This is a genomic window from Bacteroidales bacterium (assembly GCA_021157585.1).
In the GTDB taxonomy this organism is placed as follows: domain Bacteria; phylum Bacteroidota; class Bacteroidia; order Bacteroidales; family UBA12170; genus UBA12170.
This window is the reverse complement of record JAGGWH010000025.1, coordinates 1-23495: the sequence shown is the minus strand read 5'-3', so window position 1 is coordinate 23495 and position 23495 is coordinate 1. Positions and strand designations below refer to the sequence as shown.

Genomic DNA, 23495 nt, shown 5'->3' with positions numbered 1-23495 from the left:
CGAAATTACAAATTTGATACCTTAACAAAAAGAAAAAAATGATTTATATCACTTATTTGGCTAACAATAATATATGTTATTTAAACAACTGATACCATAATTAAAGTCTTCTGTTACGAAATTTATTATTATTTTATTATATAAAACAAGTTTCATTTGCCATTAAAATTGTTGTCTCAATAGTGGTTTAAGGATAGCTTTGTCCAATTCAAAAGAAGGAATAATTAAAATTAATTTCACAAAAATATGAAGTGGAAAAATTATCTAATCATGTTCATCATGCTCTTTGTTATCTGGCTGTTACTCAATAACTCGCTAGAATTGGAGATCATGTTACTTGGTTTTGGGATTAGTCTTGTGTTGCCTTTACTGCTTTGCGGAAAATGCGAAGTATTTAGCAATTTAAGCTTATCACCTAAAGCCATGTTGTATTCATTTATGTTTTTGTTCACCTTTATTGTGGAGTTGGTTAAAGCTAATTTCGATGTTGCTCGTAGAGTATTATCGCCAAGCTTACCAATCAACCCGGGTATTGTTGAAGTGAAAACAAAATTAAAGTCTAAAATTGGCAGGGTTATTTTGGCTGATTCTATTACTTTAACTCCGGGAACTTTTACTCTTGAGTTAATAGACGATTCTCTTTTTATTCATTGGATTGATGTTAGATCCGATGATATAAATGAAAGCACACGCCTAATTGTTGAAAAATTTGAAAAATATTTGGAGGTAATGTATGGTTAATACAATGATTATCATCGCAGTATCAATTACCCTATTGAGTATTGTTGTATCAATGGTAAGATTTATTTTAGGGCCCACTAGTGCAGATCGTATAGTTGCTTTTGATGTTATGTCGGTTTCAAGTGTTGCCTTAATTGCTTTTATAGCAGCTTTAAGTAACCGCATTATATACATGGATGTTGCTTTGGTATATGGTATTTTGGGTTTCCTTGGCGTTATAATAGTTGCGCGTTATTTGGAAAAAGGATTGTAAAAATAATGTAAAAGCTAAAGAAATAATTTGTCTTTAGTTTTAAACTTAAAAAATATGGATAATAATTTGATGGAAATATTCGGTGGAGCAGTAGCTATCGCAGGTTCGATTTTCCTTTTATTAGGATCAATCGGATTAATTCGTATGCCAGATGTTTACAACCGTATTCAAGCCGGAACCAAAGCCAGTACATTGGGGACAATGTTATCGCTGGTAGGTTTATTTTTCATTTTCCCCGGTTGGTTTGGCAAATTTATGGTGTTGATACTTTTTGTTCTAATTACCAACCCTGTTTCTTCTCATACATTGGCTAGAGCGGCTTATTATATTAAGATACCGCTTACGAAAATTTCGAAAGTTGATAAATTGAAAGAGCATCAGGAAATTGATGAATCGCGCAGAGCGTATCTTCGTAAAGTAAAAATTAATAAAAAAGGAGAGTAATATGTTTATTGCAATAGCTATAGTTTTAGGAGTGGCTAGTTTGATTGGCGGTTATATTGCCATCCACCACGAAAAATTGCCGGTTGCTATTATTGCCTCCGGATTGGTTAGTTTATTCGCTTCTGTTATTTTTCTTCTTTTAGCAGCTCCCGATGTTGCTATGACTGAAGCTTCGATAGGTAGTGGTTTAACCACTTTAATATTCTTTTATGTGTTAAATAAAATCAGACAAAGAAATGATTAAGAAAATTTTAATTATTATTTTACTGGCTGCAGTAGGGCTTATCTTTTTTGATTTGTTTAACGCTTATCAAGGAAACGAAAGTTTAAGCAGAACAGCTAATTATTATGCTGAAAATGGAGCTAAAGATGTTGGTGCTGCTAACCTTGTAACTGCAATCGTAGTTACTTATAGAGGTTTAGATACATTAGGAGAGGTGACTATACTTTTCTTAGCAGCTGCTATTATCAGTTTTGTTCTCAAATTTCGTGAAGAAGATTTTATTCCAAATCGTACTGTACGTATAACTTCAGAATTGCTCGATTCTGCATCGCAAGTTATTGTACCCATTATTTTTATGGTTGGAATTTATATTTTTATTAACGGACACTTAACGCCGGGTGGTGGTTTTCAAGGTGGAGCAGTAATCGCTTCCGGAGTGTTACTAATGATTATGGCTAATCCTAATTTTGGTGTTAGTCATAAAGTAATCGCTACTGTGGAATCTATTTCAGGCTTTGCGTTTGTATTGATTGGCGTTCTTGGTATATTATTAGCCGGAGGATTCCTCGATAATAGCGTATTGGGATTAGGTAATCTTGGAGAGCTATTTAGTGCCGGTGTTATACCCGTCATTTATACTTTTGTTGGACTTAAAGTGGGAGCAGAACTTTCTAATATTTTGGGAACAATCTCACACGCTCAAAACGAAAAAAATTAAATTATGGAATATATAATTATTTCAACAGGATTTGCTCTAATGCTATTGGGTCTCTGGGGAATATTAAGTCAAAAGAATCTGATCAAAATCGTTCTGGGCTTTACTATTTTCGATACGGGAATTAATATCGTTATGGTGAGTATCGGATATGTGCGAGGAAAAGCCGCTCCGATTTTAGATGTAATTAAGCCTTCAGAAGCAGCTGATAAAATAGTGGACCCGGTACCTCAAGCCTTGGTGCTTACTGCTATTGTTATTGGTTTAGGAGTTTCTGCTCTAATGTTAGTTTATGTGCTTAAACTACATCACGAAAAAAATTCATTGGATATCAACAGTTTTAAAGATTTAAAATGGTAGGACCGATATATATTATTGCCGTTGCCCTAGGTATTGCCTTTATAATGGGCTTGTTTGGAAAATCATTAAAAAATGTTTCCGGATGGGTTATGTTGGCTGGATTGGGCTTTATGACTTTTGTTTCAGCTCAGTGGTTATTTGAGTTTATGAGTAATAGCAGAGCTGTTGAAACTATTTTTACTGCAGGATTTAAGCCTCCGTATTCTATCAATCTTCAGATGGGTACTTACGAAGCCGTCTTCACATTTATGATTAATGTTGTTGGTTTGTTGGGAGGACTTTATTTGTATAAAGACTTAAAACAAGCCGGAATAAATGCTATGGTTGTTTTCCTTGTGTTTATTATGAGTCTGAATGTGGTTGTGATGACGCGAGATATGTTTAACCTTTTTGTTTTCCTCGAAGTAGGAAGTATTGCTACTGCGGGTTTAATACTAATAAATAAAAATGGGAAAGCTTTGCAAGCAGGTATGAAATATCTGATTGCAACCGGAATTATCTCGGGCATACTATTGATAGGAATTATCTTTGCTTATTATTTTGCAGGATCATTAAATATTGACGATTTATTGGCTGCGAATATGGGAGCATCTAAAGTTACCGTTATAGCAGTATTTCTTATTTATGTTTCCATTATTTTGGAACTCAAACCTTTCCCTGCTAATGGTTGGGGAATTGATGTTTATACTGCTGCTAATCCCGGTATAGGAGCTTTAGTCTCAGCAGCCACAGCATCATCAGGTTTTTATGTACTATATAAATTGTTGCCTCTTGGTGGAGCCGAATGGCTAAATTATATCGCCATAATTGGCGGGATTACATTTGTAGGTTCTAATTTATTAGGTACAAAACAAAATAATCCTAATCGTTTGTTGGGTTATTCTTCTATCGGACAAATTGGTCTGTTAACGATGATACTTGGTTTAAGCGATGTTTTAGGCGAAAAATTGGTATTTATCGCCTTCGGAATATTAATTAGTCATTATGCTGCTAAAGCAGGATTATTTTGGTTATCGGGTATTATAAATGCAAAAGATATTAAAGGATGGGCTGCATTACGTAAATCGCCTTTCTTATTGTTCTTATTTGGAACTTTTGTTTTTGCACTGATTGGTTTTCCTCCATTTCCAAGTTTCTTCGGGAAATGGGAATTGATTATGACTTTAGCTACAAGCGGACATTGGGCTTGGATGGTCGCTATTTTAGGAGGGTCGTTTTTAGAAGGTATTTATCTTTTCCGTTGGTTAGGATATGCCATTAAACTAGATTATGAAGAATTACCCGATTTTAAAATAGAATGGAATAAATTATTACCAATTTGGCTTATGGCTATCTTGCTTTATGCTATGGGCGTTTATGTTACTCCAATGGTAGAAGGTGGTTCATTTATCAATTATCTTCCTTTAATGTTTGTTTTGTTTTTGTTTGCTATTGATTTCTTACCAATTTATATCAAAAACACAGTTTCTATTGGTGGTATTATTTGGTATATGTTTCATATATATCCTACATTAGAACATGATTTAATGCGTTTAATATTTGCAGGTATATTCTTAGTCGGTGGTGTTTTAACTTTAGTTGCCGGTTATAATAAAAAAGGAATACGCAGAGGGTTTTATCCAATGGCATTGATGATGTACGCCGGATTAATTGGAATTATAGAGGCAAGTAGCATGTTAGAGTTTTTCTTCTCTTGGGAATTGATGACAGCGGGTTCTTACTTCTTAATTATTCGAGGGAAACGTTCTATGCCTCACGGATATAGTTATATGCTATTCTCTATTGGTGGTGCTTATGCCATTTTGTTTGGATTTGCTTTGGCTTTTGCCAGTAGTTTTGATACTTCTTTAGCTGCCATTGGTAGTATTAATATTTTACCAACTTTAGCTTACACCTTATTGGCTGTTGGATTTATGACAAAAACAGCTTCTCTTGGTTTACATATTTGGTTGCCAGGTGCTCACGGTGAAGCAGAATCAGACGTATCTCCTATGGTATCTGCTATTTTACTTAAAGCTGGTATTTTTGGATTGATGCTTCTATTCTTATATATGGATAGATCTAGTAGTGGAGCATCTAATTTATTATATACTTTAGGTTGGGTAGGAGCCTTAACAACTTTAGTTGGAAATATGAGTGCTTCTTTTCAAGAAGATGCTAAGCGTTTATTAGCATATTCCAGTATGGCTCAGTTGGGTTATATCTTATTTGCTATCAGTATAATGTCTTATATGGGGTGGTTAGCCGGTTTTGTTTATGTGATCAATCACTTTATGTTTAAAGCTATTTTATTCCTTGTAATTGGAGGTGTAGTTGTGAAATTAGGTACGCACAATATGTATGAAATGGGAGGAATGATTAAAAAAATGCCTTTCTCTTTTGTTGCTGTGCTTATCTCGATTATCGTTATTGGTGGTATTCCTCCTTTGAGTGGATTTACCGGGAAATGGTTGTTCTATAATGCCATTATCGAAAAAGGCTGGTATTTCCAAGGAGCGATTATCTTCTTTGCTGGAGTTATTGCTTTCTTGTATCTCTATAAATTGATTCACTCAGTTTTCTTAGGTCAGTTAAAAGATAATCATAGAAATGTGAAAGAGATAAGTGCTTGGATTTTGGTTCCCTCTTATATCTTAATTATCGGAATTATGATCTTCTCAGCATATCCAAAAATGATATTACAACCAATAGGTGATGTGATTGCACCATATTTTGCTTCTACAGATATTATTCGTTGGGAAGGTTCCAAAGCCTTATCAAGTATTGGCTATTGGGATGGCTCAACTGTTATGACAATTATAGGCTCTGCCTTTGTGCTTGTTTTGGGATGGCTTGTTATTATGAGCTCGAAAGCTAAGAAAATAGGTCAATTTAATATAGTATATGCTGCTGAGCGTCCTTTCCGTCCGGAAACTACTCACGTTTCTTATAACATATATGCCGGATATCAAAAGGCTTTAGGTTTCTTGGTTAGTCCCGGTATTACTGCCTTTTGGGCAATGCTTAGTAATTTAGTATTGGAGTTTGCAAATTGGTTAAGAAGAATTTACAGTGGAAGCATGCAGAATTACGCTTTACACGTGGTTCTCTACATCGTTATATTTTATTTAATTGCTTTAGGAGGATTATAAGATGGATTATAGTATAACAAAATTTCTTTGGACCCTCTTGGGGTTATTTATTGTTTTAAACTGGGGAATGCTTATGAGTTCAACAATGCGTCGAATTGGAGCACGTGTTGCTGGTAGATATGGTATTCCTTGGTATCAGCCTTGGATTGATTTAACAAAACTTTACTCATTACGTACACAGCTTACACATGGAACAATGTTCTATATTGGACCTGTATTTCGTTTAATGGGTGGTGTAGGAATGTTCTTATTCATTCCTATGATTTTTGGAAACGAACATTGGTCAAACTACAGCTTTTCTAGTGACTTAATAATCATCCTTTATTTTCAATTTTTCGGAATGTTAGGTATGGCTCTTGGTGCTAGTGAAAGTGGACAACCTTATTCTGCTATTGGTATTAGTCGTGGATTATCTCAGTTTACAACTATTGAAGTTCCTATGACTTTGGCAATAATTGCTCTGGCAATTCAATACAATACTTTATCGTTTTCTGAAATTGTAGCTGCTCAACAAGGTGGTATTACTCATTGGACTATGTGGACAAATCCACTTGCTACGGCTGCCGCCATGTTAAGTCTTTTAGGCGCCTTTGGTCATTCACCATTTAATTTAGTTAAAGCACCAAATGAAATCCCAATTGGTCCTCCAACAGAGTATCATGGAACATTTTTGGGCGTGCTTAGAACTAATGGTGCAATTTTACACGTTGCGGAAGCAGCCTTATTTATGAACCTTTTCTTTGGTGGTGCTACCTCTTGGTTCGAATTAATTATTAAAACATTCCTGATCTATTTCTGGTCGGTATTTGTTGGAACCGTATTTCCTCGCTTTCGAATTGAACAAAGTGTGCGTTGGTTCCTCAAAATCCCCACTATTCTCGGGATATTGGCCATCATAATATTATTGTAGTTATGGAAAAAGATATGAATAAACATAAATTTGAGGACTTGGATGTAGACAAATTCCTTGCTCCTGAAAATGAAAAACGCTCAGTTGTTGCTCCTGACGGAAGCACAGTAGAAATTGACCCATTAAAAGATTATTTTTGTCAAGACCGTCCTGAAGTATTAAAACCAAAAAGTGGTCCTGTTGAAAAATTTCTAAACTGGGCTCGTGCCGAAAGTTTATGGGTACTTGGATTTGGAACAGGCTGTGGAAGTATAGAGATTCCACCCTTGGTAACTCCTCGTTTTGATATGTTCCGCTATGGAGTGCAAATGCGTCCTACACCTCGTCAATCAAATGTTTTTATAATATCAGGTTATCTTGCCGTAAAAACATTGAAACGTGTTATTCGTACTTACGAACAAATGCCAAGTCCTAAATATATTATGGCTCTTGGTAGTTGCACGATAAACGGAGGTATGTATTACGACAGTTATAATACCATTAATCGTTTGGATGCTTATTTACCTGTTGATGTGTATGTTGCAGGTTGTATGCCTCGCCCGGAAGCATTATTAGCTGGTTTTGTTAAACTAAAAGAGCTTATCAAAGCTGGTAAAGCCGAAAAAGCTAATGAGTATGCTGAAAATTTCGATTGGTATAAAGCTAATCAGAAGAAAATTATTAAGGATTGGAATATGCCGGATTACAACTGGTAAAATAATACAATTATGATAGATTTAATTAAAGATATAGAAAGTCGTTTTGAGACTTCGGATTATATCCAGAAGCTTGATCATTTGGCTTTTATTACTGTAGAGAAAGAGCAGGCCATCGCTTTAGTTACCTATTTGCGCGATTATCGTAAATATACCGACCTTACACTTTTAACTGCTGTTGACTGGCTCGAAGATGGTGTTTTTCAGTTGACTTATCTGTTGAATAATCCAACGGACTTAACCGAAATTGGTGTTCGTGTTATGATTGATCGCGAAAATGCAACTATGGAGTCTGCTCACCATTTGTGGGAAAATATGATGACTTATCAGCGTGAATTAAGGGAAATGTTTGGTATTGATTTTCCGGGAAGTCCACGCTTAGAAGAACCCTTTATATTGGAAGGCTGGGATGATTTACCACCATATCGTCGTGATTTTAAAACCAAGGAATATGCGGAAAAAACATACTTCCCACGTCCTGGTCGTCAATCAAACGATCCTGCAACTTATATGAAATCTAAAATGTACCCTAACGATTAAGGAAAGAACGATGGATATAAAAAAATTATTTCAGATGAACCCGGACAGGAGCTTATATCCTGAAATGGGAGAAGACGGTAAGCCCATCATTGATTTGAGCTCGCATAAATTTTTAAAAATTTGGCAAGGCCCTCAACATCCCGGTGTTACGGGTAATATGTCGTTAGAATTAACTGTTAGTGGTGACGAAATTGTAGAATCAAAAACTCATGTAGGTTACCTTCATCGTGGTTTCGAGAAACTTATGGAGCGACGTAAATTCATACAGTGTTTCCCAACCTGTATTCGTATGTGTGTAGCTGAACCGGATCCAAATGAATATATTCTTGCAGCAAGTATAGAAGACTTAGGAGGTATTGAAGTTCCCGAAACAGCTCAATGGTTAAGAACATTGGCCTTGGAAATGGCACGTTTACAAGTTTTGTTACGTGGTGTTCCTGGTCAGGGAGGAACTTTTGCCTTGGGATTAGGTTATCAGTGGGGTAACTATATTCGCGACCTTATTCTCGACCGTTTTGAGGAATTAACAGGTGGTCGTGTTTACCATATGTATATCATCCCCGGCGGTGTTCGTGGTTTATTGCCAGATGGTTTTAAAAAACGTATGGAAGAGAACTTAAAGTTAGTTGATGAGTTTGTGAAAAATATCGATGACTTGATGTACAATAACTCTGTTTTTAAGCAAAGAGCTGTTGGATTAGGTGTTATTCCAAGAGACTGGATTGAAAAATATGGCGTTTATGGACCATCTGCTCGTGCTGCTGGTGTTATGCGTGATGTTAGAAAAACACATCCTTATTTAAAATATGCTGAACTGGATTTTGAGCCTTTTACAACTACTGAATCAGATGTATATGCTCGTAGTCGCGTTCGTTGGCACGACCTTCAAACAACAGTAGATTTGATTCGTCAGATAATGGCAAAAATGCCGGATAAAGGTGATATCAGAGCAGAAACGCCAAATGTTATGCATTGGCGTATTCCTAAAGGAGAAACTTATCAGAAATGCGAAAGTTCAAGAGGAGAATATGGTATGTATATGGTTACCGATGGTAGTGATAAACCACGTCGTGTAAATCTTAAAGGTCCAAGTTATACTCACGCTAATGCGTTGTTGGAGAAATTGTTGATTAATGCAAATATTGCAGATACAGCTGGAATTATGGTTTCATTGGCTACTTGTCCACCCGAAATAGAGAGATAGCTTGTTATTGTTTGATTAAAAAGTATTTGAAATGAATATAAAAGATGTTTTAAGTCCGTTTACCGCCTGGAAAAGGGTTGCTAAGGATCCGGTTACTGTTAAAGATCCTTTTAACGATCGTCCGGGAGCTGAACGCTATCGTGGTTTCCATAAAAATGATGTGGATGTCTGTATAGGTTGTGGTACTTGTGAAGATATTTGTGAGAATGAGGCTATTGATTTGGTTCCTTATAAAGATCCTGTTGATGGAGATAGTGGTTTGCGCCCTCGTATCGATTATGGCCGTTGTTGCTGGTGTGCACTTTGTGTTGATGTATGTACTACTAATTCTTTGACTTTGTCCAATGAATATACGTGGGTGGCAACAGATGCTGAAGAGTTTAGATATACCCCCGGTGTTGATAAAAAAGACTGGGATGAAAATGAAAAAGGCTGGAAAAAACCTGAAGGTAATTATGAATTCTACGGTTTGAAAAGAGTTGAAATGGAACACCTTCATCCTGAAGAAAGAAGCGATTCTTTTATAGAAATGGTGAAAGGTTATTCCAAAGAACAAGCTCAAAAAGAAGCAGATCGTTGTGTGGAATGTGGTATTTGTACTGCAACTTGTCCTGCACATATGGGTATTCCTGAATATATCAAAGCTGTTCGTAATGACGATATAGAAGAAGGAATGCGTGTTCTTTATGAAACGAACCCATTACCCGAAATTTGTGGACGTATTTGTACTCATAAATGTGAAACCGTTTGCTCTATCGGGCATAAAGGAGATCCTTTATCCATCCGTTGGTTGAAACGTTATATTGCCGACCAAATTCCAAGTGATAAGTATAAAGATATCCTTGATACTAACGATATAGAAAATAACGATAAGAAAATTGCTATTATCGGTTCTGGTCCTTCGGGATTATCTGCTGCTCACTATCTTGCTAAAATGGGATATAATATTACTATTTTCGAGCAATTTGCTAAAGCAGGAGGTATGATGCGTTATGGTATTCCTGAGTATCGTTTGCCTTACGATCAGATTGATAAGGATATTAATTATATACTTTCCTTAGGTGTAGATATTAAATATAATACCCGTATTGGTGATGATATTACCCTTGAGCAATTAGGAAAAGACTATGATGCTGTATTTTCCGGAACAGGTTTGCATTTAGGTCGTTCTACCGGAATTCCGGGATCAGATAATGAGCATGTTTATTTTTCAACAGATATGCTAAATAAGATTACTGCCGGTGAAGAAATTGAAGTAGCAGAATCTATTGTTGTAATTGGTGGAGGTAATGTTGCTATGGATATTACACGTTCTTTAGCTCGTATGCAAAAAGTAAAATACGGTAAAGTAAATATTATTGCAACATCTTTAGAAAAAGAAGATGTTATGCCTGCCGATAGGGAAGAAGTTGTTGAAGCTCGTGAAGAAGGTGCTATTATCAACCCCGGTTGGGCTCCTCAATCTATCGAGATTAAAGATGGTGTTCCAACAGGTTTGCATGTTGTTCAATGTAATTCTCTATTTGATGAAACCGGACGTTTTAATCCCCAATGTTCAATGGATGTAAAAGAATTCTGGCCTGGTGTTCAGATTATTGAGTCTATTGGTCAGGGTATGGATTTAACATATATCTCCGATGAATTTAAAGAGAATATTGAATTTGGTCCACGTGGACGTGTTCAAACAAATGAATACTTTCAAACAGGTGTTAAATGGTTCTTTATGGGTGGCGATATTATTCAAGGTCCTGATGTAATTCATGGTATTGCCAACGGTCATAAAGCGGCTATTGGTATCGATAATTTTATTCAGGGAATAGATTTTAAAGCAGCAAAATAATAGAGTTTTGGAATAGTGTTTCGCTAAAAAGGCGAAACATTATTCTGAAAATCATATATTAATTGTTAGAGAATAAGTTAATAATTTAAGTAAATCATGGCAAATATTTCAACAAAGTATTTGGGCTTAACGCTGAAAAGTCCTGTTATTGTAGGTAGTTCGCCTTTAACCGATTCTGTAGAGAAAGTTAAAAAGTTAGCTGATGCTGGTGCTGGAGCAGTAGTTCTAAAATCGCTTTTTGAAGAACAAATCATAATGGATGTTGATGCTCAAAGAGTGAATAATATGTACGATTCGTTTGGTGATGCTGAAAATTATTTAACTTATTACACTAAGCAAAAAAATATAGGCGATTATTTGGATTTAATTAAATCCTGTAAAAATGAAGTCGATATTCCAATTATTGCAAGTATCAATTGCATGAGTCATGGCGAATGGGTTGAGTTTGCCCTTAAAATGGAAGATGCTGGTGCCGATGCTTTAGAATTGAATGTTTTTGTTTTGCCCGCCGATACTGAATATACAGGTTTCGATTATGAGAAATCTTATTTTGATATCATTAACCAAATAAGTGATGTTGTTTCTATTCCAGTGAGTGTAAAAATGAGTAATTATTTTTCAGGAGTAGCTAACTTTTTTATGCGTTTAAGTCAAACAGATATTAAAGGAATGGTTCTTTTCAATCGTTTTTATTCGCCTGATGTAGATATTGAAAAAGAAAAAGTAATTAATCAGTCTTTTAATAGTTTGGCAGTAGACAATAGCATGGTCTTGCGTTGGATGGGAATATTAGCTCCTAAAGTAGCTTGTGATTTGGCTTCTTCTACAGGTATTGTTGATGGTGAGTCTGTGATTAAAAATATGCTTGTTGGAGCAAAAGCAGTTCAAGTTGTTTCGAGTATTATAAAAAACGGATCAAAAGTTATTACCGAAATGAATAAAAGCCTTGAAAATTGGATGGATTCAAAAAAATATGATGAAACTAAAGATTTTATTGGTAAATTGAGCCAGAAAAATATTCGTAAACCAATACTGTTTGAAAGAACACAGTTTATGAAATATTTTTCTGATGCAGATTTTACTAATTTTTAAATAAAAAGGAGAATTTATGTTAGTTTCAAAAATAGTTGAAAACAAAGGAAGAATGGTTGTAACGGTTACGGAAGACTCTTCTGTATACGAAACCGTTAAACGTCTTGATGAAACAGGATCTGGTGCGGCATTAGTTGTAAATAGTAATGAAGAATTGGTTGGCATTATTTCCGAAAGAGATATTTTATACAAATGTTATAAAACTGGAAAAACTCTTGATGGAACAAATTTGGTTAAAACACTTATGACTTCGGCAGAAGATATTGTTGTTGGCAAAATGGAAGACACAAGTGCTTATTTAATGCATGCTATGGTTGATAAGCATATTCGTCATATACCTATTTTGGATGGTGATGTAATAGTTAGTATTATTGTTATTGAAGATGTTTTACGTGCTGTGTTAGAAACTTCGGAATCAGAAGCAAAACTATTGCGCGAATATATTAAGAATCCATTTGGAGTACACGCTTATAAATAGAATTTAGAATTAAAATTATGCTCTGCTTTACAATAAAGTGGAGCTTTTTTGTTTTTTGTACGGTAAGAAACATAGCTAATATTCATCTTCGATCCGTCAGCTTTCGACTGAGTTTACGCCAAAGCCCGACGGAGAGAAATATGTTTTTGAAAAATGAGATTTCTCGTTACACTTGAAATGACAAAAATTACGTGCTTAAAAAGGACTCTGTATATTTGTATCGAAAAATAATAAATGAAAGACTTAGCTTTTTATTTCTTCCAATGTGTTAATGATCGTATTCAGGCAAAAGCCGATATGATTGAAATGTATATTGTTGAAAATGATAAAGACGATAAACTTGAATTGCTGATTCGAGATAATGGACAAAAGTTTGATATTGAATTGATGAAGGTTGAAAATTTGCGTGCAATGAAAAACTTTCCTGCACTTTATTTCTTGCAACAAAACAGTAAAGAAAATAAAGGTAGTTTCCGAATGTTATCCCATAATCAAACAGGAAATCTAATAGAAGTTCATTATTCGCTAAAAAGTAAAACTCGTTTGCGTTTTGGAAGTGTTGCTGTTTTCTTGAGTATGTTGTTTGTAACTTATCCCGAAATACATTTTATATATTCTCAAATAAGTAAAAAAGGAGAGTTCTTATTCGACTCAAAACAATTTAAAAAAGCACTTAGTGATGTGAATTTTGAAGACTCAGAATTTTTATCCGATTTTAAGACTTTAATAGAGGCAGAAAGTGCAGCTATTCAGGACCTTGCGTAAGTTAAAAAACGGTTTAATTAAGAATAGTCTGTATTGAATATAAATTATTAACGTAATTAGTTTTAAATCAGCAAGATAATATGTTTGCAATCGTTTTAAATAAAGAAAATCATTGCTTATAAATAAAATGAATACCTTTGCCCTGTGAAAATAATAACAAAACAATTTTTATAAAAAAATCAGTAATGAATTTAGAACAAATCATGAACAATTTGGAGGCCAAACACCCCGGTGAATTGGAATACCTCCAAGCGGTTAGAGAGGTTTTAGAATCTCTTAAGGATGTTTTGGCTGAAAACCCACAATTTGAATCAGCAAAAATTATTGAACGTTTAGTTGAACCTGACAGAATTCTTACATTTAAAGTTTCTTGGGTTGATGATAGCGGTAATGTTCAGGTAAATCTTGGATATCGTGTTCAATTTAATAACGCAATTGGTCCCTATAAGGGCGGATTACGTTTCCACCCAAGTGTGAATTTAAGTATTCTTAAGTTTTTAGGTTTTGAACAAATCTTCAAAAATTCTTTAACAACTCTGCCTATGGGTGGAGGTAAAGGAGGATCTGATTTTGATCCTAAAGGAAAATCAGATGCTGAAATTATGCGTTTTTCTCAAGCTTTTATGCTTGAATTATGGCGTTTAATTGGTCCTGAAACTGATGTCCCTGCCGGCGATATTGGAGTCGGTGGTCGTGAAATAGGTTTCTTATACGGAATGTATAAAAAATTAGCTCGCGAAAATACCGGTGTTCTTACAGGTAAAGGTGGAAACTGGGGCGGCTCATTAATTCGTCCGGAAGCTACAGGCTTTGGTGGAATCTATTTCATGAATGAAATGATGAAAGCCCATAATGATACTATTGCAGGAAAAGTAATTAGTATTTCCGGTTTTGGTAATGTTGCTTGGGGTGCTGCTCTAAAAGCAAATGAATTAGGTGCTAAAGTTGTTACTATTTCCGGTCCTGATGGATATATTTATGATGAAACAGGTATTACAGGAGAAAAGATAGATTATCTTTTAGAATTGCGTGCATCTAATAATGATGTTGTAGCTCCATTTGCCGAGGAATTTCCTGAAGCAAAATTCTTTGCAGGGAAAAAACCTTGGGAAGTTAAAGTTGATATTGCAATGCCTTGTGCTATCCAAAACGAATTAAATGGTGATGACGCTGCTACTTTATTAGCAAATGGTGTTCAGTATGTTGGAGAAGTTTCTAATATGGGTTGTACTCCTGAAGCTATTGAGGCTTTTCATAATGCGAAAATTCCTTATGGTCCTGGTAAAGCAGTAAATGCCGGTGGTGTTGCTGTTTCAGGTTTAGAAATGTCGCAAAATGCTATGAAATTTAATTGGAGTGCTCAAGAAGTTGATCAGAAACTCAAAACAATTATGACTGATATTCATGCTGCTTGTATTCAGTATGGTACTGAAGATGACGGGTTTATAAATTATGCCAAAGGTGCTAATATTGCAGGTTTCTTAAAAGTAGCTAACTCTATGATGGATCAAGGGGTTATTTAATCAACCATATATTTACAATTTATAACCGCTCTTCATTTTTGAGGAGCGGTTTTTTATGATTAGTTAAATAAATATTTCATATCATCTTGACTTATCGTAACAATGGAGAGGAATGAAGGGTCGAGCGTTGAGGGGTCAGTATAGAATGATAATTATCAAATTAATTTACAACTCCACAACGGTAATTCCGTGTCCGCCTCTTTCGATATGCTCGTCGTAATAACGGTTGACATCACGATTTGCATTTAAATATTCTTGTATCACCTGACGTAATGCGCCTGTTCCTTTGCCGTGCAAAATATGAAGCTGATAAACACCAAGCAAAACAGCATCATCAATAAAACGTTGAATATGAATTAAAGCCTCGTCGACACGCATACCACGAACATCGATATTAGGATTGAAATCGGCTGATTTTTCTGATATATCTTGGGCAATATTACTCGACTTAATATTTGCTTTTTTGAGCTTACGCTCTTGTGTTTTACTTACTTTTTCAAGCCGAGTAAGCTCGATAAACATTTGCATAGTATCAAAGTCTACTTTTGCTTTTTTGCCTTTAATCAAAGCTATACTTCCGGCAGTATTTTGACCATCGATAACTACTAAATCGCCAACTTTAAGCGGAACTTGTTTCCTTACTTTTTTTTCTACTTTTTTGTTGGCAATTTGCTTTTCTATAGTCTTATGTTGTGCAGGTGTTTCTACCTTAGGCTCTCTTTCTAAACGAGTTATTTCCTGTTGAATATTTTTCCTGATTTCTTGTGTCTTTTTCTTTTCTGCAGCATTTTCACGAATTTCTTTTATAGACTTTTCAATCAGTCGGTTAGATTGTTTTAAGATTTCTTTCGATTGTTTATTTGCTTCGGTAAGGATAGCTTTTTTCTCTTTTTGTAAATCACTGTAAAGAGTTTGATACTTTTCTAAAGTTTCTGTTAAATGCTCATCCATTAAGCTAATTTGCTCTTGCTTTTTTTCTAAGGTTTTTTTATCCACTTCGAGTTGTTGTATCTGCTCTTCAAAATCGAGCTGACGCCGATCTGCTTTTTTATTAATTTTCTTTAGCAGACTCTTTGAAAATCCTATTTTTCGTGCAATTTCAATAGTAAAAGAGCTTCCCGGTCTTCCCATTACTAACTTATAAAGCGGGATCATTTTTTTAGTATCAAACAACATGGCGCCATTTATCATTCCGTTGTCGTTGGTGGGTAAAAGCTTTAAATTTGCATAATGGGTAGTTATAACTCCAAAGGCTTTTTTTTCGTTTAGTTCTTCTAAAATAGCTTCTGCAATAGCAGCACCTAAAATCGGTTCTGTACCACTTCCAAACTCATCAATTAAAAATAAAGTTTTAGTGTTGGCTTGTGATATAAAATATTGCATATTTAATAGATGAGAACTATACGTACTCAAATCGTTTTCAATGGATTGTTCATCGCCTATATCAATAAAAAAACGTTTGAAAATCCCAGCAATTGATGCTGATTTAAGTGGAATAAGTAATCCGTTTTGAAGCATATATTGAAGTAAGCCAATGGTTTTAAGTGCTACCGATTTACCTCCGGCATTTGGGCCTGAGATAATAAGAATTCGTTCTTGCTTATGTAGATGAATATCAAGTGGTTCAACAGTTTTGCCCTGTGCTTTATGCGAAAGATAAAGTAAGGGGTGTCTTGCTTGGTACCACTGAATTTCAGCCTTATCGCGTAAATCGGGTTTAACAGCATTTAGTTGAATAGACAGACGTGCTTTGGCTATAATAAAATCTATCAATCCCAAAAAACGATAAGCATATAATAGAGAATCTATCGACGGGCGTAGGAAGTCAGCAAAAGCAACTAATATTCGAAGTATTTCTCTTCTTTCTTCGGCCTCAAGTTCTTTGATTTTATTGTTTAGTTGTAAAACTTTATCAGGCTCTAAATATACTGTTTGTCCGGTTGCCGATTCATCGTGAATAACTCCACGAATTTGACGTTTATAAGCAGCATTTAGGGGAATAACTAACCGACCATTACGAACAGTTGCTTCAACAGTTTCGTTGGCCCATCCTGCTTTCTTTGCTTGTCGGAGGCTTTCGTTTATTGACTTTTCCGATTGACGACTATCTCTTTTTATTTCGGATCGTATTTCAAATAATTTTTCCGAAGCTTTGTCTTTGATTTGCCCCTTTTCATCTAAAATAGCATCTATTTGCTTTATTATCAAAGAATCAATTTCTATGTTAGAACTCAGACGGTGTAGATGTGAATAATCTTGCTGTTTTGCCTCAAAAAACAAAATCATTTGATTGATTACGTTCAGAGATGATTTGAAGTCGAAGAAGCGTTCTGTTTTTAAATAACTTCCTGCGAGCCGGAGCTGAATTAAATCGGGACGTAAATCAAAATAATCTTGTATAGGGATTCCAAGGTCGCCCAACAGAATTTGTTGCATTTCCTCGGTTTGATTTAACCACAATTCTATAGATGAAAAAGAGCTGCTAAAGCTTAATTTATTTACCCATTGCCTACCCATATCGCTAATACAATTTTGGTTGAGCAATTCGCGAATTTTAGTAAATCCTATTTTCTCTTCAAATTGTGGTGGATAAATCATTGAGCAAAGGTAGCGGTTTTAGAAGAAGTGGCGAAGTGAAAAGAAGATGAAGTGAAAGCCCTTGTGGAATAACTTTACACTCTTAATTCTTAAATCGCACTCTTAGCTTTTCAGCTTGCTTCAGAAGTCAAGTTTTCTTCCTGGCGCAAATTATTAATAATAAAGTTTTGGCGATCCATAGTATTCTTACCCATATAAAATTCGAGTAAATTACTAATAGCAGAATCGCCACGTAATATAACCGGTTCTAAGCGTATATCGGCACCAATAAAAAATTTGAATTCATCGGGAGATATCTCTCCTAAACCTTTAAATCGGGTAATTTCGGGATTAGCACCTAATTTTTGAAGCGCTTTTTCTTTTTCTTCGGGTGAATAACAATAAAATGTTTTCTTTTTATTTCTAACACGGAAGAGAGGTGTTTGTAAAATATAGAGATGTCCTCGCTTGATTAAATCAGGATAAAACTGTAAGAAAAAGGTTAGAAGCAGTAAACGAATATGCATTCCATCCACATCGGCATCGGTAGCAATTACGATATTATTATATCGTAAGTTATCCATGTCTTCGTCTATATTCAATGCTGATTGCAATAAATTAAATTCTTCATTTTGATAGACAATTTTTTTGCTTAAACCAAAGCTGTTCAGTGGTTTACCCTTTAAACTAAATACAGCTTGTGTTGCAACATTTCTCGATTTAGTTATTGAACCGCTTGCCGAATCGCCCTCGGTAATAAACAAAGTTGTCTCCAGACTCTTTTCGTGTTTGCTATTCAAATGAACTTTGCAATCGCGAAGCTTTTTATTATGCAGACTTACTTTTTTAGCACTATCGCGAACGAGCTTTTTAATTCCTGCCATTTCTTTACGTTCTTTCTGATTCATCAGAATTTTATGAAGTAAAGCTTCTGCAGTTTCCGGATTACGATGTAAGAAATTATCGAGGTTTGTTTTTACAATATCTCCAACATAATTTCGTACGCTTGTTCCTCCGGGCTCAACATGTTGCGAACCCAATTTTGTTTTTGTTTGAGATTCAAAAATAGGTTCTTGGATTTTTATGCTCATAGTGGCAGCAATGGAAGAACGAACATCGGAAGGCTCAAAATTTTTATTATAAAACTCACGAATAGTTTTTACAATCGCTTCACGAAAAGCACTTTGATGTGTCCCGCCTTGAGTGGTATGCTGACCATTTACAAAAGAGTAGTACTCTTCTCCATATTGTTTGGTATGCGTAAAAGCAAACTCAAATTCATCTTGTTTTAAGTGTATAATCGGGTAGCAAATTTTACCGTCAATTTGGTTGACTAATAAATCGTGCAAGCCATTCTTTGCTACAATTTTTTCGCCATTAAAATTCAATATTAAACCATTATTGAGGTAGGCATAATTCCACAACATTTTTTCGATATAATCACTTATAAAGCGATAATTGCCAAATAATTCTGTATCAGGAATAAAGGTTACTATAGTGCCATCTTTCTCCTCGCTCTTTTCTGCTTTTCCATCACTGATAATTTTGCCTCTTTCGAAGAGAGAACGTTTTGATTTGCCTTCACGAATAGACTGAACAGAAAAATTAGAAGAAAGTGCATTTACTGCTTTTGTTCCAACACCATTCAGACCAACAGCTTTTTTAAATACTTTTGAATCATATTTGGCACCGGTATTCATTTTTGATACACAGGCGTTAACCATTCCCAAAGGTATGCCACGACCATAATCTCTAATTCGTACTTGTCGGTCTGTTATTTCAACATCAATTCGCTTGCCATTTCCCATAACAAACTCATCGATAGAATTATCAATAATCTCTTTAATTAAAACATAGATACCATCATCATGAGATGATCCATCACCTAACTTCCCAATATACATTCCCGGCCGAAGACGGATATGTTCTTTCCAATCTAACGATTTAACACTCGCGTCGTTATAGCTCTCTGCCATAAAAAATATTTTTTTACAAAAATAGTGAAATGCTTAATTGACAAAGCCTCTGGGCAATAAAACTTACAAACATCAACTGTTAATATCTGATTTGCAAATCATTAAACAATTTTTTTCTCAATTTGAAAAACTTCCCATTTACTAAATTCTTAATCCCTCTTGGAAAGATCAACTTAACACCAGTCAGGAGTAAAATAATTTTCCATTCGCAACTTACTGATTAAGAGTAATATACATAGATAATGTAATTTTAATTAAAAAAAAATTAGCTCTTGCAATTAGGTATCAGTCCGCATATTTCGTATATTTGAGGAACTATATTTAGGGGATTTTAACTACATAACAATACAAATATTATTTGTTTTTACTTCGGGGCGAATCGAATTGGATTAACTTAATAACCACAAGATTATGGTAGAAAAACTCTGTACCCTTAAAAAACTGAATACTTACCCCAGTAAATTCTTCAATGTAATAATTGTTTTGATTACTTTTTTTAGCCCCTTTTATTTGAATAGTGAAGTATCTGCCCAAAATCTAAGCATTAGTAAATTTGGTTCAATAAGTGCAGACCCTGGCGACATAATAAGCTATACTATCCATTATACCAATACGGGTATCACCAAAGCAACAGAAGTAGAAATTACAGATTATCTACCTGATCTAACAAGCTACACCTATGTTTCATCTTTTCCTGCAGGAATATATGATGCAGCTTCAAACACTTTAAGTTGGACAAAAAACGAGATACCTACTTTAGCAACCTTAGGGGCAGAATCAGGAGAAATAACTATTCAATTACGAGCCGGAAATCAAGCTGCGAATACATTCTACTACGTTTCGGACTCACCAATTACAGCAGAAAATTATGCCAGCATTAAAAGCTTTGAAGAAAGTGCAGAAATAAACAGTCAAACAGTTTCAACAGAAATTGAGCAATACTGTGCTCTCACTTTTTCACCACTGGGAGAAGGAGAAGTTAAATCAAATGGAAATTCAACTGTACGTTATCTAGTAAATGTTATCAATCAAGGAAATATATACGATAAGTTTACCATAGACACCTTACAAACTGGGCATCCTCAAGAAGATGTATTACTTGATATTAGCCTTTACGACTTAAGCGGAAATCCATTAACCGAAACAGATTGGCTAGCACCGGGAGATGCCTTTTATTTTTATGTCGATGTTTTTTTGGACGATCCATCAGCAGCTAATCATTATAATTTCCTAGATGTAATTGGAACTTCGAATATTTGCCCTACAACTTCAGAATCGATTACTATAGAAACTAAAATTCATAATCCAGCACCGAACAAAGCCCTTTTGCTTCTTTCCAAATTAGACAATACAGATCCTATTAGAGCAGGAGATACGCTCAGTTATACCATTTATATTTACAATTATAGCGATAAAGATACCGAGGACCTTACCGTTACAGAGACTTACGATTCTAAGGTGTCTTTTCTTTCAGCTACGCCTACACCAACCACGGGAGATAATATTTGGGTTCTACCCCCACTAGCGGGAGGTGATTTCACAAAAATAGAAGTAAACGTTCTTGTGGATATGGGCGTTCCTAATGGAACTCTTCTAACCAATTACGTTTTAGCTGATGCCACAAATGCAGATGATGCCGACGACACTTCAACCACTACATTAATAGAATCTTATCCCGATTTAGACATTCAAAAAACAGGTTTGCCAAACCCTGCCTTTCCAAATGATATTGTCACTTACACGATAAATTATGCCAATCTTGGAAATTTAACCGCCAAGAATGTTGAAATTACGGATGATTATGATGAAAACTATTTATCAATTACCAATCCCAATGGCGCTACCGATAATGGCAATACTTTGGTTTTTACATTACCAGATCTGGCACCTGGTGCTTCTGGGAGCCTAAGTTACGAGGCACAAATAAATTCTAAAGCCAGTTTTTCAGGAGGAACTACATTAGTCAATAATACAGCTCAAATAGTTACTTCAACGACTGAAATCAATTTCAATAATAACGAAGTAACCGAGATTATTTCTGTTACACTTCTGCCTGATTTAACTATCACTCTAACGGCTTCTCCCGAACCTGCTCCTGTTAATCAAGCCATTACCTATACCTTAACAATTACAAATATTGGCAACTACCGTTCAGAAAATGTGCTCATTGAAAATATTCTTCCTGCAGGTTTAAACTTTGTATCTGCTACTGATGGCGGAACTTTTAATGCAGGAACTATCACTTGGCCAATAGTGCCGACTATGCACATTGTAGATGTTCTAACAAGAACATTTATAGCAAGTCCAGATTGTTCAGCTGTACCTTCCGTAACAAATACGGCCACCGTTTCTAACGATATTTTAGAAACTGATTATACCAACAATAGCGCATCCTTACTTTCAACTATCGAAAGTGATTTACTCTTTATCGATTGCCCAATAGATCAAAACTTACCCATGGATACTGGCGTTTGCGGAGCAGTAGCCAACTTTATTACACCAACTGCCAAAGACGATTGTGAAGGAGCTATTCCAGTGGTAAGAACAGATGGAAGCGGATTTAATAGCGGCGATCTTTTTCCAGAAGGGCTCACAACAATCAGTTACTCTGCTACCAACTCCAATGGGCAAACTGTAAATTGTAGTTTTGATATAACCGTTGGCCCAGATACTGAACTACCAGTAATTCATGATGTTCCTGCCGATGTAACTTTAGAATGCTCTGACTGCATCCAAGCTTTTGAAAATAATGATTTTGAAGAACCCGCAATTTCAGGGAGCTGGGCTTCTATTTTAGCCTCAGATATTTCAGGATGGAGTACTACTGCTGTTGACAACCGTATCGAAATCCAAAAAAGTGGTAAAATAGAAGGCGTTGTCTCTTACAGCGGAAACCAACACGCTGAGCTTAACGGAAATAATGTCGGTGATTTTTATCAAGAATTCTGTACTGTTCCAACAACAACAGTTCAAATCAGCTTTGCCCATCATAAAAGAATGTCGGGCTCAAATACAAGCGATGATATTATGGAAGTTCTTACGGGTCCCGATATGGGAAACTTAAGTTCTTTAGGTCTTTTTACGGCTACTGCAACTTCAGGATGGTCTATACACACCATTGATTTTCCAATTCCTGCAGGACAAAGCTCAACCGTTTTCGTTTTTCGAGCTATCCAAGGTGCTCCTGCTAATACCACTCTGGGAAATCTAATTGATGATATCAATGTTATTACTCTTTTCGACGCTACTAATATTCCTTATGCGACGGATAACTGTGGAGTAGAAAGCCTCAGTTTAAGTGAAATAAAAACCGATGGAAACTGTTCTAATGATTATCGAATAGACCGTACTTGGACTGCCATTGATCTTGCTGGAAATACAAGTATTGCAACACAAACGTTAATTGTTGGAGATGTAATTGGTCCTGACTTTACTTTACCAGCGGATATTACAATCTCCTGTACAGAAAACCCACTAGACACCACATTAACAGGAAATATTAGTAACCTAACAGACAATTGTGATCCTTCTGCCGATGATATTGCTTATTCTGATATAATAACTGCTGGTTCATGTCCTAACAATTATACAATAACACGTACTTGGACACTAACTGACCATTGCTCTAACTCAACTTCCAAAACACAAGTCATTACCGTTGAAGATATAATTGCACCACAATTTGTTGAAGCACTTCCTATGGATCAGACCGTTGATTGTAACACAATCGTAGCTGCGGAAGTCCTAACAGCTACAGACAACTGTGGATATGCTACTGTAAGTTATACCGAAAGTATAAACCCTGGAGCTTGCACTGGGACTTATACAAGTGTAAGAACCTGGACTGCAGAAGACGAATGTGGAAATACAGCTATTCACACACAAACCATTCAATTTGAAGACAATACAGCTCCTATTTGGACTACTCTTGCTGGTGATTTAGATCGTACTGTAGAATGTTCTGATCCAACTGATTTCGATAATGCAATGGCATTGGAACCAATTGCTTCAGATGATTGTGGTACTAT

At 35.4% G+C, this 23495-nt stretch carries 19 protein-coding genes; 17 read left to right on the top strand and 2 right to left on the bottom strand.

Translation table 11 applies throughout. From position 1 onward, the window contains the following. Positions 1-246: 246 nt before the first annotated feature. The 16 genes from J7K39_01215 to gdhA all read left to right on the top strand — a co-directional run bounded on the left by J7K39_01215 (position 247) and on the right by gdhA (position 14914). Complete coding sequence (locus J7K39_01215; GenBank protein MCD6178500.1) at positions 247-741, top strand: Na+/H+ antiporter subunit E; 495 nt, start codon at positions 247-249, stop codon at positions 739-741. Next, the gene (locus J7K39_01210) at positions 734-994 is read left to right on the top strand and encodes a hypothetical protein (protein ID MCD6178499.1); all 261 of its coding nucleotides are present in this window, start codon (positions 734-736) and stop codon (positions 992-994) included. Before J7K39_01215 ends, J7K39_01210 begins: the two co-directional genes overlap by 8 nt. Positions 995-1048: 54 nt before the next feature. Beyond that, on the top strand, positions 1049-1438 hold the full coding sequence (locus tag J7K39_01205) for a Na+/H+ antiporter subunit G (GenBank protein ID MCD6178498.1): 390 nt from the start codon (positions 1049-1051) through the stop codon (positions 1436-1438). Position 1439: 1 nt separating this feature from the next. Then, entirely contained in the window at positions 1440-1682 is a 243-nt protein-coding gene (locus J7K39_01200) for a DUF4040 domain-containing protein (protein MCD6178497.1), read from the top strand. After that, positions 1675-2379: a hypothetical protein gene (locus tag J7K39_01195; protein ID MCD6178496.1), complete on the top strand. Its 705-nt coding sequence runs from the start codon at positions 1675-1677 to the stop codon at positions 2377-2379. Before J7K39_01200 ends, J7K39_01195 begins: the two co-directional genes overlap by 8 nt. Positions 2380-2382: 3 nt before the next feature. Further along, on the top strand, positions 2383-2736 hold the full coding sequence (locus J7K39_01190; protein MCD6178495.1) for a cation:proton antiporter subunit C: 354 nt from the start codon (positions 2383-2385) through the stop codon (positions 2734-2736). Beyond that, positions 2730-5867: a hypothetical protein gene (locus tag J7K39_01185; GenBank protein ID MCD6178494.1), complete on the top strand. Its 3138-nt coding sequence runs from the start codon at positions 2730-2732 to the stop codon at positions 5865-5867. The genes J7K39_01190 and J7K39_01185 overlap by 7 nt, the downstream gene beginning before the upstream one ends. A 37-nt stretch (positions 5868-5904) precedes the next feature. Then, complete coding sequence (locus J7K39_01180; GenBank protein ID MCD6178493.1) at positions 5905-6777, top strand: NADH-quinone oxidoreductase subunit H; 873 nt, start codon at positions 5905-5907, stop codon at positions 6775-6777. A gap of 14 nt (positions 6778-6791) precedes the next feature. After that, entirely contained in the window at positions 6792-7472 is a 681-nt protein-coding gene (nuoB, locus tag J7K39_01175) for an NADH-quinone oxidoreductase subunit NuoB (protein ID MCD6178492.1), read from the top strand. A 12-nt stretch (positions 7473-7484) separates the two neighbouring features. Beyond that, on the top strand, positions 7485-8012 hold the full coding sequence (locus tag J7K39_01170) for an NADH-quinone oxidoreductase subunit C (protein ID MCD6178491.1): 528 nt from the start codon (positions 7485-7487) through the stop codon (positions 8010-8012). Positions 8013-8046: 34 nt separating this feature from the next. Continuing rightward, a complete protein-coding gene (locus J7K39_01165; GenBank protein MCD6178490.1) occupies positions 8047-9216 on the top strand; it encodes a hypothetical protein in 1170 nt (389 codons plus the stop codon). A 31-nt stretch (positions 9217-9247) separates the two neighbouring features. Continuing rightward, positions 9248-11056, top strand: a complete 1809-nt coding sequence (locus J7K39_01160) for an FAD-dependent oxidoreductase (protein ID MCD6178489.1) — start codon at positions 9248-9250, stop codon at positions 11054-11056. A gap of 96 nt (positions 11057-11152) precedes the next feature. Next, the gene (locus tag J7K39_01155; GenBank protein ID MCD6178488.1) at positions 11153-12148 is read left to right on the top strand and encodes a dihydroorotate dehydrogenase-like protein; all 996 of its coding nucleotides are present in this window, start codon (positions 11153-11155) and stop codon (positions 12146-12148) included. 16 nt (positions 12149-12164) lie between these two features. Then, positions 12165-12626 (top strand): CBS domain-containing protein, encoded by a 462-nt coding sequence (locus tag J7K39_01150; GenBank protein MCD6178487.1) that lies wholly within the window; start codon positions 12165-12167, stop codon positions 12624-12626. 234 nt (positions 12627-12860) lie between these two features. Further along, a complete protein-coding gene (locus J7K39_01145) occupies positions 12861-13391 on the top strand; it encodes a hypothetical protein (GenBank protein MCD6178486.1) in 531 nt (176 codons plus the stop codon). A gap of 185 nt (positions 13392-13576) precedes the next feature. Next, positions 13577-14914 carry an NADP-specific glutamate dehydrogenase gene (gene gdhA, locus J7K39_01140; protein MCD6178485.1) on the top strand — a complete coding sequence of 446 codons (1338 nt, stop codon included), beginning with the start codon at positions 13577-13579 and terminating at the stop codon, positions 14912-14914. 165 nt (positions 14915-15079) lie between these two features. On the opposite strand, the gene J7K39_01135 is transcribed toward gdhA, so the two are convergent. Then, complete coding sequence (locus tag J7K39_01135; protein ID MCD6178484.1) at positions 15080-17512, bottom strand: Smr/MutS family protein; 2433 nt, start codon at positions 17510-17512, stop codon at positions 15080-15082. Between the two features lie 110 nt (positions 17513-17622). Then, entirely contained in the window at positions 17623-19467 is a 1845-nt protein-coding gene (locus J7K39_01130) for a type IIA DNA topoisomerase subunit B (protein MCD6178483.1), read from the bottom strand. 411 nt (positions 19468-19878) lie between these two features. Here J7K39_01130 and J7K39_01125 point away from each other — a divergent pair. Then, positions 19879-23495 (top strand): DUF11 domain-containing protein (locus tag J7K39_01125; protein MCD6178482.1); only part of this gene is annotated, 3617 nt, incomplete at its 3' end.